Genomic DNA, 12,195 nt, shown 5'->3' with positions numbered 1-12,195 from the left:
GAACTCGGAGGCGATCAGAACGAAGACGCACAGCGACATCGCCAGAACTGCACCCCAGGAGGAGGCCGAACTGCGCCGGACAACAATCGGGTGCCGTCTTCGCGTAGCAATGAGCCGGGCTCATCGCTGATGATGCCACTTAACGTATAGCCGCTTTTGGGAGTGATCGCTCACGCCTTCAATGACTGCGATTGGGGCGCAAAGCTGCCTCAGATGCGAACGGCAACAAACCCAATCCGACTGACCTACTCCGGAGATATCAGAACCAAGGCCACCAACGAACGGCCCAAGTTTCGTGGGGAAACAAACGAAGCAGCCCAAGCTCGCGAGGGTCATTAATTTGGGATTGGCGGTTTCGCGTGGTCGTTTGGCTCATACTTTCCGTGGTCCAACACAGCCAGCGATCGCCGACGTTGGAGACCCGGTCCGGACGCCGGGCATCAGGCCGGCTGGAGCTTCACCGCATGTGGTTCCGCCGGGGGCAAGCCCTGGCTTTCCTCCTGCGCCACCAGCTCCTTCTTGCGGGCCAGCATCGCGTCACGCAGCGCGACCAGGTCGACATCTTCCACCTTGCGGCATTGGGCGAACATGCCCTCCCCGCGCATCTCCTCTTCCTTGACGTGATGGGTGGTCTCCTCGGAGAGCACCTTGACCTTGGCGTCGTAGAAATCGTCCTCGGGGCTGCCCGCCTCGATATCGTTGATCAGCACCTTGGCGCCGTCATGCTCGACATAAGCTTCGTCGAGCATGTCGTCCTCGATCTTGCCGCGATAGGCGGGGTAGAAGATCTCCTCCTCGAGCATCGTGTGGATCTTGAGCTCGACGCAGATCCGGTGCGCGAGCTTCTTCTTCGCCGCGGCACCGCCGGTCCCTTCATATTTCTCGAAGAGCGCCTCAACCTTGCGGTGATCCGCCTTGAGAAGCGCAATCGCGTCGGTAAACTCCTGGTCGGCCATCGGAATTTCTCCCTGTCGGTTCGACGGGATCAACCGTGGGGATTTACCCGAGTTCCCGCGTCGAGCGGCTCGCGCGCAGGCAAGGCGACCGGAAGTCAGGCCGCAGGCCCATCCTCGGCCGCCAGGGCTTCGGGGGGCGCGATGATCTCCGCAACCGGCTTGACCGCCATCAGCGCGGCGAGCGCGGCGAGGAAGGTCTTCTGCACCTGCGCCGCCGAGATCGCCTTGCCTTCCCATTCGAGCGCGCCGGCCACGCAGGCATCGCTCGCGATCGTCACCGGATAACCGAAGTCGAGCGCGCCGCGCGCAGTCGAATCGATGCAGGTCTGGGTCATCGCACCCGCGATCACCAGTTCGGTGACGCCCTGCCCCTGCAGCCTGGCCTGCAGCCAGCTCTGGACGAAGGCATTCGGGGAGGATTTGGCGATCACCGCGTCGTGCAGCTCGGGCTGGAGCCTGTCGTGCAGCTCCGTGCCGGTCGCAAAGGCCGCGAACGGCGCCTCGGGATCGGCATCGAGCGCGACGTGCTGGACGAACAGGACCGGCAGGTAGCCGGCGCGGAAATGCGCGATCAGCGCCTCGATCGGCTCGAGGGCGGCTTCCATCCCCGGCAGGGCGAGCTTGCCTTCGGAGAAATACTCCTTCTGCACGTCGATCAGCAGCAATGCCTTGGTCATCCGATTTCTCCCGTGATGATGCCGCTCGCATCGGCTTGCAGGCCCCTGGGCGCCGAGGGAGCGGGAACCGTCCAAACGTCGAGCGACGGCGTCGACACCGAAACGTGCAGATCGCCGATCTTCAGTTCGATCGTATAGGGATAGAGCCTGGGCGGCAGATCCGGCATCACCAGCCCGGCCCAGTAGTTGTAGCTGGGCGTGATCCCCGGGATCGCATCCGGCGACTTGTCCCAGGCGATATCGCCATAGCGCCCCAGCTTCAGGCAGACCTGCTCCTCGAAGCGGATGTCGACGAACTCGATCGGCAGCGGCGTGCCATAGGGCGCGACCGTCTGGAGTATCCAGTTGACCACGGTGCCGTAGGTGCACTGCGTCGCCAGATTGGCGGTGCCGCGCCCGGGGCTGGGATCGCCGGCGATGGTGACGCTGTTGTCGACCATCATCAGCGCGCCATCGAGGCTGCCGGTGGCAAGCACCTGCGCCACATCGACCACGACGACGACATTGACCTGTACCGTGTTGCGCGTGATCTCGCGCGGCTTGATCCGGGGCTGGATGAACATGTGCGGCGTCACTTTGCGTCCTCCTGGCTCGGATCGAGCGCCGGCTCGTCGGGCTGGGCGGGTATCGGCGGCGCGACCGCGACCGGCGGGGGAACCAGGCGTGATTCGACTACCGCGCGATAGGGTACGTCCGCACTGCCGAGCCGATAGGACAGGCGATAGGGCACGCCGTCCACCGGCAGCGGCTTGAGGATCGTGGCGAGCCAATAGACTTCGGGCGTCTCGCTGAACGCGCCCGCGTCGAGCGCGACATATTCGGCATAGGCGCTGTCGATCTCGACGAGCTGGAGCCGTGCGAAGGCCTCGCATTCGAGCGCCATGGTGGTCCACACCACCACATCGTCCTGCTGCGCGACCGTGGACAGGCTGCCGGTGCCGTGGCCGGTCGATCCGGCGCCGCGATTGTTGTCGAAGAGGAACAGGCTCCTGGCCAAGGTGCCCGAACCGAGCGCCCCGACGACATCGACCAACGCCATCACGTTGGTCGCCTGCCTTACCGAGCCGGGTTTGGGTGCCGGCATGGGTTTGGGTGCCGGCTTGGCGGCGGTTTCGGCCGATCGGGCTGCGCGTGCCATGCTATGCTCCCTGTGCGCCGGCGTCGTTCGAGACGAGATCGAGCGTCACGGCAGGAAATCCGTTCCGCGGCGCGCCGGTCGAGATCTTGATCCAGGCGTCGTGCGAGAGGATGACCCAGTCATCGACAACCCTGCCGTCGGCGTCGCGCCGCGAATAATAGAGCGCGATCTCGATCGTGTAGCGATAGAGCCCCAGCAGGTTGGGATTGACCGAGGCACTCCAGTAGAGGCCGCGCGAGAACATCTCGGGCGAGCCATATTGCGCCGGGTAGATCACGCCCGCGTCGAGCGCCTCGCCATGGATGCGCAGGATCGCCGGATCGGGATAATAGACCAGATCCTGGTCGCCCGGCTGCGCGACGCGGCTCTCGCCGGTGCGCTTGAACCGCGCGGTACCCGGATCGACAAAGCCCTGCGCCGACAGCAGCATCTGCGGATCGGCGCGCGGCGCTTCCTTGAGCAGATGCCCGGGGTGCTTGATGTTGACTTCATCGCCGACGAGATTGCGGATGCGCACCGGGAAGATGCCCTGGTGCAGCGCCGGCAGCGGCCGCTGGGCCAGCGCCCGCCGGTCGTCGTCGTACAGGAAGAAGGTCTGCGGGATGTTGATCGGAATGGTGCCGATGCCGATCGGGATCCAGTTGAGCACCGCATTGCCAGGATCGAGCTGCGCATCCGTCACATCGATCGCACAAACCAGATCGGGCGAGCCTTCACCCGTCGAGCCATCCCAGCCGCCATTGTCGACCAGCCAGATATTGCCCGCGAGCGAGTTGCTCTCGACCGCGGCGGGAATGTCGATCAGCACGACGATGCCGAGTTGCTGCCCCATGCTTCCCTCCCGCTCAGCCCAGCACGTCGATCGACGGACTGTTGATGAAGATCACCGATTGCCCGCCGCTGCCCATCTGCAACGCGAGCCGGTAGCGATAGCGGCCCGGCGGCGTGTCGCACGGAACCAGCCCGGTCCAGGCACGCCAGCGGGGCATGACATAGCGGTCGATATCGGGATCGACGCCGCTCGCCTCGGGCACATCGTCCCAGGGCAGGAAGTCGATGCCGGCGATCACCGCCGGACTCTGCACGTCGACCGCAAGGACCTTCCAGCGCAGCCATTGCCCCGGGCAGCAGACGGTCCTGAGCATCGCCGTGCCCTTGCCCTGGCTCAGCGAATGATCGTCGGTCAGATGGACATTGTCGCTGAGCGTGCCCTTGGACAGCGCCGCGATCGAGTCGACCAAGACCACGATATTGATCGGTTGCATCTCCGCGCTCCCCCTCAACCGTGCACGTCGCGCAGCAGCGGGGTCTTGCCCACGCTGGTACGTTCGATCTCGGCCCCGTCGCGCGCGACGAAACGCAGCTCGAAGCGGTAGCCGCTCTTGGCGATATAGGCGAAATTGGCCTCGCCCTGATTGAACAGCGACAGCGATCCGGACATCGCCTGGCTGAACGCGTGGAGCAGCGCCGGATAGCCGAGGAAGTCGACACGCTTCCCGAGCGGCTCGGGCGCGTCGACCGAGGCCAGCAGCCGCAAGGTGCGCGTCGGCCGGTCGTTGACGAACTGCAGCTCGTGCGCGCGATCGAGATCGATCCCCATCGGCCGCAGCGCCTGCACCAGTCCGGGCAGCACGCGCGTCGCGGAGAATTGCGTGTCGCCGAGATGGATGACGTCGTTGCTGCGCCCGGCGAATTCGAAGACCTGGGTGGTGAGGCCCGGGCCCGCCATGCCCGGCCGGCGGATCACGCGATCACCGATGCTCAGCCGCGGGAACGGCGCCTCATGCGCGTGGAGCCGCGTGACGACCAGCTCGCCTTCCTCGCCTTCCGCCACCCATCGCCCGTCGGCATCGACGATCTCGACCAGGTGGAGACCGGGCACGGTGGCCAGCCACGGCGTGTCGGGATCGAGCTGGAGCCCGATCGTCTCGGCCTGGGTCGCGGCGAAATAGCTCAGCACCGCCACGTCGGGATAACGCGCCTTGAGTTCGCTGCGCACCCGCGGGTTGAGCACGCCGCTGCCATACATCGCCACCCGCAACGAGCGCCGCGCGGCGTCGTCGAGACCCTCGCCCATTTCGGGCAGCAACGCGACGCTTGCGGTGATGCCCATGAAGGCCTTGAGCCCCTCATAGCGCATCATGTGCTGGAACACGTCCTTCGTAACCGGCCCGGCGCCGATATAGTTGGTACGCGGGATATGCTGGAACACGCCGCCGACCATCGTACCGCTCGACCACATCTGATAGTCGGCGAGCGTGGTGATCATCCACTGCGCCTCGGGTCCGTCGAGGAACGGCGCGAGCTGGTAGCGGCCCATGAACTCGCCCGCCAGCCGATAGGTGTCGTGGAGCTCGCGCAGCGAATAGACCACTTCGACCGGCTCGCCGCTGCTGGTGCCGCCGCTCGCCACGATCTCGAAACCGCCCTGCGACAGCGGCACGACCAGCCCTTCGCGGCTGCCCATGAAATAGTCGCGCATCACCTGCTTGTCGGCGATCGGGATCGCCTGCCACTGCTCGAAGCTCTCCAGCGGCCCCTTGATCCCCGCGCCGGCGATGCGCTCCGCCCAACGCGGATTGAGCCGCAGCGTCTCGACCATCTGCCCCAGGCGCCGCAGCACCAGCGCATCCTGCAGCGCGGCGTCGGTCTCGGCGAAGGGCTTGCCCGAAAGCGCTTCGGCTTCGCGGATCTTGCTCAGAAACGAGGGCAGTCGCGTCACCGCGTCGGCGGTGCCCGGCGTGAACTCGGCATCGGGGATCAGCGCGGCGAAAGCGGCAGCATCGGCTTCCGCGCGCGGGGCTAGGGAGACGGTCATGCCGGGGCTTTCTCGGTTTCGGCGCGCTCGACCATGATCGCACCCGCGACCTCGCGGATCTCATCGAGCAACTGGTGGAAATGATCGGCGGTGATGCGGTGGTTCATGAACACGACACGCAGCGCCGCCTGGCCGTCGAGATCGACCTTGGAGATGAAGAAGCGGCCACGGGCGCGCACCCGCGTGCGGATCTCGCCCTGCAGCCGCCCCAGCGCCGCATCGTCGAGCATCTGTTCGGGCAGGTATCGGAAGCACAGGATATTGCTCTGCGGGCGATGCAACGGCACGAAGTCCGGTGCCCGCGCCAGGATCGTCCGCGCGGTCTCGGTCATGTCGCAGAGCTGCTCGAGCTTCTCGGCGAACGGCGCGCGGCCATAGAGCGCCCAGGGCACCCATAGCGACATGATCATCGGCCGCTTGGTGCACTCGAAATTCTTGTCGGCCGCGTCGAACGCCGTGTAGATGTCGGCGGTCTTCTCGAACACATAGCTCGCTTCCTGCTGGAAGGCGCCGACCGCGGCGGCTGCGTCGCGGTAGAACAGCATCGTGCACACCGCCGGCACGAACATCGTCTTGTGCGCATCCCAGGCGAGCGAATCGACGCGCTCGATCCCGCGCAGCCGCGGCCGCAGCCGATCGGACACGAGCAGGCTCGCTGCATGCGCGCCATCGACGTGCAGCCACAGGCCGCGCTCGGCGGCGATGTCGGCCAGTGCGTCGAACGGATCGATCGCCCCGGTCGAAGTCGAGCCCGCGCTGGCGACCATGCAGAAGACGTCGAGCCCGCGCGCCGCCGCCGCGTCGAGCGCCTCCCGCGCCCGCTCCGGATCGATGCGCCGCTCGGCGTCGAGCGGCAGGCGGACCAGCTGCCCGTCCCCGATGCCGAGGATGCCGGCGGCACGCGTCACGCTGTAGTGCACATCCTCGCCGACCGCGATCGCGGGGCGCGATGCGAGACCCGCCAGCCCATCGCGCCAGGCATCCGGATAGCGCCGGTTGCGCGCGGCGAGCATCGCAGTGAGATTGGCGAGCGAGCCGCCCGAGGTCGTGACCATGGCGAAGCGATCGGCCGGGAAGCCGAGGAAGCGATTGAGCTCCTCGCCCATGATGCGCTCGGCGACATTGGGCAGTTGCCCGGCTTCGTAGAAGGACGCCGGCTGGGTGAGCACCGCGCTGACCAGTTCGATCACCGCCGAGACCGGCAGCGGCCCCGAGAACTGCCGCCCCATATAGCCGGGCGAATAGACCTGGATGCCGGTACGGGCATAAAGGTCGATGATCTGGCCGAGCTTGCGCGCATGCGCCTCGGGATCGTCGGGGGTTCCTCCGCGCGTGAGCTTGACGGCGGAGGCGAGGATCAGCGCGGGGTCGGCAAGGGCAAGGCCGCGCATCGAAGTATCGGCGAGATGCCGTGCCAGACGGTCGACGGCCAGCTCAGCATGGCGCGTGAAGCCATCTGCGTCGAACAGTGCTTCCAGATCGAAATCACGCGAAGCAATTTCAGAAAATATCGGACTATGATCTGGCGCCAGCTCGCGTACCGAAGATACTGCTCCATGCATACACGCGCCCTCCCATAATACAACTAGAAGAATCGCAGCCCGTTATAGCAACGCACAGAAGTATCCATGCTGGAGCAATGTATTTTGGTTCGACGCCATGAATAGTTCTAATCTTTATTTGGTCAAGCTGGATTCATGCGCGCATAACGCCGAATTTACATCCAGATTGACCGTAATTTTGTGAAATATGCGCGAGAATCGAACTAATATTTACTCGCTTATTGGCGATCGATGTTGCGGTTTCATGATAGACGTTCAATGCACGCCAAGTCGCCTCGCGCGGGCAATATTGACGCCCCCGGGCAGCGGGACGAGCGTTCGCCGCGATCCGGTGATCGAGCCAGTCGGTCGGCTCTAGTTCTTCAGATTCAGCGGCGGCATCTTCGCAGCCGGAAGCACCACGCCGAGCTTCAGCGCGAGCGTGGGCGCGATCTGGCGGATGTCGATCGTGCCGAGGTTCCTGCCCTCGGCAACGCCCGGACCGGAAATCAGGAAGGCCGAATGCATGTCCGGACGCAGCGTCCGTGTCGAGAAAGCGCCGTGCGCGCCGCCCTTGAACGGCGTGCGCAGCGGTCCGGTGAGTGCCGTGCCCATACGGTAGCCAGGCTTGAAGCCGACGACGAAATCGACCGGCGGCAAACCCAGGCCAGCGATATCCGCACGGTCATGGATCCCTTCGATGCCGTTCGCGGGATCCGCGGCCAGCTTGTCGAGAAGCGCCCTGATGCGCTGGACCGCCTCGTGATCGCGCGGATCCCTGACCACGATCATCGCCATCGCACCGACATACCAGGCCGTAGCACGCCAGCTCGCGACGGCCGGCTCGGAGCCTCCGCCGAGCGTGAGCAGGCCCGCATCGGCGAAGGCGACGTTCAGATGCACCTGCCGGGATGCGGGCGCGAAGCCATGATCCGACACGATCGCGACGACGGCGCCCGGATGGGCCCTGCGCTCCGCCTCGATCAGCATGCCGATGGCCGCGTCGATCCGCTCGAGCGCCGCATTGGCCTCCGCGCTGAACGGTCCAGCCTCATGCGCGCGATGATCGAGCGAGACGAAGTGGACCGTCAGGAACTGGGGTCGATGCTCCGCGATCATTGCCGCCGCGTCGCGCGCGATCGCCGCCTCGTCCTCGTCCGCGCCCCTGGTGATGTTGAAATCGATGTCGCCGGCCTTGTCGGTCACCGGCCAGAAGATGCTGCCGGTAGTCAGCCCCGCCTGTTTCGCCGCGCCCCACAGGGTCGAAGCCCCGATCTGGGAATAGAGGCGATAGGTTGCGGGCGCGCGTTCCAGCGGTGCGAAAGGGCGATTGTTGTGGATGCCGTGCTCGCGCGGCAGCACGCCGGTGACAAGGGTCACATGGTTCGGGTTGGTCACCGTCGGGTTCACATTGACCACTTCCTGCGCATAGCTGCCTCGCTCGAGGATGCCGCGCAGCACCGGGATCTTCAGCCCGTGCGCATCGGCCTGCAGCACCGCTTCGGGCATCAGCCCGTCGATCGAGATCATCAGCACCGGCTGGCGCGCGCCGGGACCGGATGCGCGCTGGGCACCCGCCGGAATGGGCAGGGCAAGAAGCGCCGGCAACAGGAGGAAGAACGGCGATTTCATGCCCGGCTCCGGGTTTCAGACGAGGGAATGCCCCGCCGCGCGGCGGCGGAGCAAGGATCAGAAGCGGTGATCGAACTTCAGGCGGAACTGGCGGCCGCGCGGATTGGCGGTGCCGGTGAAATAACCCTCGTCCTCGTCCGCCACCGGCGGCCAGGCGTCGAAGATGTTGTTCACGCCGACGGTGATGCGCGTATCCTTGTCGGGCAGCGTGTAGGTGATGTTGAGATTGTGCAGCACCGCCGGCTCGACGCGCATGTAGAAGCGCTTGATGCCGCTCTCGTTGAACACCCTGATGCTCCCGGGCCGGCCGAGCGCGTCGTAGATCGCCTCGGTGGTCGCGGCGGAGGTGTCGGCATAGGGGCCGTAATAGCTGGTGAACCAGCCGGCCGACCACGGCCCGCTCTTCCAGTTCACCGTCAGGTTGCCCTTCCACTTGGCGCGACGGTTCTTGCCGAGCTCGTCGCTCACCACCCCGTCATCGGCGAGCTCTTCCTTGCGCTCGAGGTTGCGCGTGCCTTCCACCCGCACGCTGAACTGGCCGATGCCGAAATCGGGCACGCGATAGTTCAGCGCGAAATCGATGCCCGCGAGCTTGCGCGAGCCCAGGTTGATATAGTCGTTGATCAGGCTGGTGATCTCGCCGACCGCCGCGCGCTTCGTCGCGTTGGTCGGCTGGGCGGCGTTATAGGCGGCGAAGCTGGCGATGTCGGCGGCGGTAGGCGCGCGGCGCGTCACGCGGCTGTTGCCGGCATAGCTCGCCGTGCCCGAGCCGAGATTGACCTGGTCGATCGTCTTGCCCGAAGCGAGCGCCGCCTGGGTGGCGAGGTCGAGCGCGAGTTCATCGGCGGCCAGCACCTCGGCATTGCCGATCGCGGTGATCGCGTCCCGCTGGTTCAGCCGCCAATAGTCAGCGGTCAGCGACAGGCCGCGGATCCCCGGCACGTCGAGCAGGAAGCCGGCGCTCCAGTTCTTCGAGCGCTCGGGATTGAGCAGATCATTGCCCTGGCGGAAGGTGCGGCGCGGGCCGCTGTTGTCGGCCGCGGCATTGGTCACGTCGGCGCGATAGGGATCGGCGGTGTAGTTCACCCGCAGCAGCGGCGTGGTGTTGGTCTGCGCCAGGTTCGGTGCGCGGAACGAGCGGTTGTACGATGCACGCAGCTTCAGCCACGGCGTCGGCCCCCACAGCACGCTGAACTTCGGCGTGGTGCTCTCGCCATGGATCGAGAAGCGCTCGTGGCGCACCGCGGCGCCCAGTTCGAGCTGCTGGAACAGGAAGAAACGGTTCGCCCGCGTCACCAGCGGCAGCGCGACTTCGGCATAGCCGGACTGGACGTTCTGGCTCGCATGAATGTCCGCATTGGGGCTCATCGCGATGAAGTCGTTGTCGTTGTCGCGCAGATAGGGGAATTGCGCGCCCGAGCCCGCGGGATTGAGCCCGGCATAGGGGGCCTTCCACGCATCGTACCTCTCCCAGCGCGCCTCGACGCCGGTGGCGAACTCGATGCGCCCGCCGCCGCCCGGAAGCTGCCATAGCTCGCCGGTGAGCTTGGCGTCCCAGGTGATCAGCCGCGTCTTCCCGTAGCGATTGTCGGTGTCGTACATCGGGTCGGTCACCGATGTCGGGTTCACATAGGGCTTGTCCGCGACGACCTGGTTGTTGACCACCTTGAAGGTGACCGGGAACGGATTATAGGCGGTCGCATCGGTGCGGTTCAGCGCCATGCGCAGCAGCGATTCGCGGTAGATGTTCCGCTCGGTCTCATGGCTGTAGGCGCCCGAGACCAGTACCCCACTCTCCCAGTTCCAGCCATTGGCGAACCGCCCGCGCACGCCGCCGAGCGCGCGGTAGAAGCTCGAATTGACCTGGATGTAGCGATCGCGCGTACCGGCGGGGATCAGGCCGGAGACGATGGTGACGTCGGCCGGCGTGCCGGTGATGCGCGGCGTGCCGTCGGCATTGGGCCGGCCCTGCGGATCGTAGAAGCGCACGCCGAACGGATTGTACGGATTGGATGCAGGAACGTAGAGCCCGGGCTCGTTGACGTTCTGCATATTGGCTTCTTCGCGCTGGCTGTTCGCGCGCGAGCCCGAATAGACCACGTCGCCGAACAGCGTGACGCTGTCGCTCAGCTCATGCTCGGCGAACACCGCCAGGTTGACGCGCTTCAGCGCCGGCAGGATCGCGCGGTGGATGAGGCGGTTGTCGTAATATTCGTCCTCGGCAGTGCCCAGGTTGCGCGAGGGCGTGGTCTGCTTGAAGTTCACCGAGCCATTGGCGGTGGGGTAGAGGAAGAAGGTCCCGTCCGCCGCCACGGTGGCGACGCCGTTTACCGGCGTAGTGGAGGTCGAGATGCCGCGATTGCCGTCCGGGCGCCCGCCGTTGAAGGTCAGATAGTCGGACTGGATGAAGCCGCGGCGATATTGGCCGTAATGGTTGATCGTGCTGCCGTTATCGAGGTCGTTGTCGAGCGCGAAGGCCGTGCCCGTCGCCGGATTGATCACCGGCAGGCCGTTCCACGGCGCGGGCAGTTCGCGGGTGCGCCGCAGATCGGACTGCGAGCCCCATTTGCGATCGGCGAAGGTCAGCAGGTTGCGCTCGAAATAGTCGGCGGCGACGCCGATCGAGGTGCGGCCGAACTTGAGGGTCTTGGCGCCGGTGATCCGGAATTCCTCGGCGCCGCCATGCTGGGTGACCGAGGAATTGAGCGCGATCTTGCCCTGCTCCTTGTCGAGCCGGAAGATGTTGTTGACCACGCCCGCCGCCGCGTCCGCGCCGTAGATCGCCGAGGCGCCGTCGCGCAGCACCTCGACGCGCGAGAGCAGCGCCGTCGGGATCACATTGGCGTTGGGCGAGAGCGAGGGCACGCCCTGGTCCGTGCCCGAAAGCGGATGCGGCGCCATGCGGCGGCCGTTGATCAGCAGCAGCGTGCTGCCCGCGCCGATGCCGCGCAGATCGATCGAGGTGACGTCGCCGCGCGCGCCCTGCGAGGCGATGGTACCTTCGTTGATCTCGGGCGGGGCACCGGCGGAAATCGTCTCGTACAGGTCGGCGCCGGTCGATCCGCCGCGCAGGTCGAAATCGGCCTGGTCGATCACCGTCACCGGCAATGCGCCTTCGGCATCCGGACGGTGCAGGTTCGAGCCGGTGACGATGATCTCATCGCGTCCCTTGTCCTGATCGATCGCGGCGCTGGAGGGGGAAGCGCCTTGCGCATGCGCAGTCGCGCTTGCGGTGAGCGCGGCGAGGATCGCGGTGCCACACAGGATCGAGTTGCGAGACGTCATTCTATCCCCCTGGATCTCAGAACATAGGATCTCGACCAGGGAACCGGTTGCCCGGCATCCGCCGCTCCAGCGCAGGGCACCGCAGCGATTCTGGTCTCGTTGTTGTCAGGAGACCGGATAGGAAGCCCGCGTGACGCTATTGTTGTGG

General features: G+C 65.9%; 10 protein-coding genes. All 10 read right to left on the bottom strand.

The genetic code is table 11. The annotated features are described in order from the left end of the window. Nucleotides 1-440: 440 nt before the first annotated feature. On the bottom strand, nt 441-956 hold the full coding sequence (locus tag GGR46_RS19795) for a hemerythrin domain-containing protein (protein ID WP_183999716.1): 516 nt from the start codon (nt 954-956) through the stop codon (nt 441-443). A gap of 95 nt (nt 957-1,051) precedes the next feature. Next, a complete protein-coding gene (locus GGR46_RS19790; RefSeq protein ID WP_183999715.1) occupies nt 1,052-1,633 on the bottom strand; it encodes a cysteine hydrolase family protein in 582 nt (193 codons plus the stop codon). Then, nucleotides 1,630-2,208 (bottom strand): hypothetical protein, encoded by a 579-nt coding sequence (locus GGR46_RS19785; protein WP_183999714.1) that lies wholly within the window; start codon nt 2,206-2,208, stop codon nt 1,630-1,632. The genes GGR46_RS19790 and GGR46_RS19785 overlap by 4 nt, the downstream gene beginning before the upstream one ends. After that, a complete protein-coding gene (locus GGR46_RS19780) occupies nt 2,205-2,771 on the bottom strand; it encodes a hypothetical protein (RefSeq protein WP_183999713.1) in 567 nt (188 codons plus the stop codon). The genes GGR46_RS19785 and GGR46_RS19780 overlap by 4 nt, the downstream gene beginning before the upstream one ends. Nucleotide 2,772: 1 nt before the next feature. Then, nucleotides 2,773-3,603, bottom strand: a complete 831-nt coding sequence (locus tag GGR46_RS19775; protein ID WP_183999712.1) for a hypothetical protein — start codon at nt 3,601-3,603, stop codon at nt 2,773-2,775. 13 nt (nt 3,604-3,616) lie between these two features. Then, the gene (locus GGR46_RS19770; protein WP_183999711.1) at nt 3,617-4,036 is read right to left on the bottom strand and encodes a hypothetical protein; all 420 of its coding nucleotides are present in this window, start codon (nt 4,034-4,036) and stop codon (nt 3,617-3,619) included. A 14-nt stretch (nt 4,037-4,050) separates the two neighbouring features. Continuing rightward, nucleotides 4,051-5,589: a phenylacetate--CoA ligase family protein gene (locus tag GGR46_RS19765; RefSeq protein WP_183999710.1), complete on the bottom strand. Its 1,539-nt coding sequence runs from the start codon at nt 5,587-5,589 to the stop codon at nt 4,051-4,053. Continuing rightward, entirely contained in the window at nt 5,586-6,980 is a 1,395-nt protein-coding gene (locus tag GGR46_RS19760; protein WP_183999709.1) for a pyridoxal phosphate-dependent decarboxylase family protein, read from the bottom strand. Before GGR46_RS19760 ends, GGR46_RS19765 begins: the two co-directional genes overlap by 4 nt. Nucleotides 6,981-7,505: 525 nt before the next feature. After that, nucleotides 7,506-8,762, bottom strand: coding sequence for an alkaline phosphatase family protein (locus GGR46_RS19755; RefSeq protein WP_183999708.1), 1,257 nt, complete (start codon nt 8,760-8,762; stop codon nt 7,506-7,508). Between the two features lie 57 nt (nt 8,763-8,819). After that, complete coding sequence (locus GGR46_RS19750) at nt 8,820-12,047, bottom strand: TonB-dependent receptor domain-containing protein (protein ID WP_183999707.1); 3,228 nt, start codon at nt 12,045-12,047, stop codon at nt 8,820-8,822. Nucleotides 12,048-12,195 lie beyond the last annotated feature (148 nt).

The sequence above is a fragment of the Sphingomonas kyeonggiensis genome (assembly GCF_014196745.1).
In the GTDB taxonomy this organism is placed as follows: domain Bacteria; phylum Pseudomonadota; class Alphaproteobacteria; order Sphingomonadales; family Sphingomonadaceae; genus Sphingomonas; species Sphingomonas kyeonggiensis.
Note: the sequence above shows the minus strand (reverse complement) of the source record. Positions and strands in the feature narration are given on the sequence as shown.

Excerpts from the sequence above, each read along its gene's own strand:
- GGR46_RS19795 (WP_183999716.1), bottom strand. The coding sequence starts at position 956 with ATGGCCGACCAGGAGTTTACCGACGCGATTGCGCTTCTCAAGGCGGAT.
- GGR46_RS19790 (WP_183999715.1), bottom strand. The coding sequence starts at position 1,633 with ATGACCAAGGCATTGCTGCTGATCGACGTGCAGAAGGAGTATTTCTCC.
- GGR46_RS19765 (WP_183999710.1), bottom strand. The coding sequence starts at position 5,589 with ATGACCGTCTCCCTAGCCCCGCGCGCGGAAGCCGATGCTGCCGCTTTC.
- GGR46_RS19775 (WP_183999712.1), bottom strand. The coding sequence starts at position 3,603 with ATGGGGCAGCAACTCGGCATCGTCGTGCTGATCGACATTCCCGCCGCG.
- GGR46_RS19780 (WP_183999713.1), bottom strand. The coding sequence starts at position 2,771 with ATGGCACGCGCAGCCCGATCGGCCGAAACCGCCGCCAAGCCGGCACCC.
- GGR46_RS19760 (WP_183999709.1), bottom strand. The coding sequence starts at position 6,980 with ATGCGCGGCCTTGCCCTTGCCGACCCCGCGCTGATCCTCGCCTCCGCC.
- GGR46_RS19750 (WP_183999707.1), bottom strand. The coding sequence starts at position 12,047 with ATGACGTCTCGCAACTCGATCCTGTGTGGCACCGCGATCCTCGCCGCG.
- GGR46_RS19755 (WP_183999708.1), bottom strand. The coding sequence starts at position 8,762 with ATGAAATCGCCGTTCTTCCTCCTGTTGCCGGCGCTTCTTGCCCTGCCC.
- GGR46_RS19770 (WP_183999711.1), bottom strand. The coding sequence starts at position 4,036 with ATGCAACCGATCAATATCGTGGTCTTGGTCGACTCGATCGCGGCGCTG.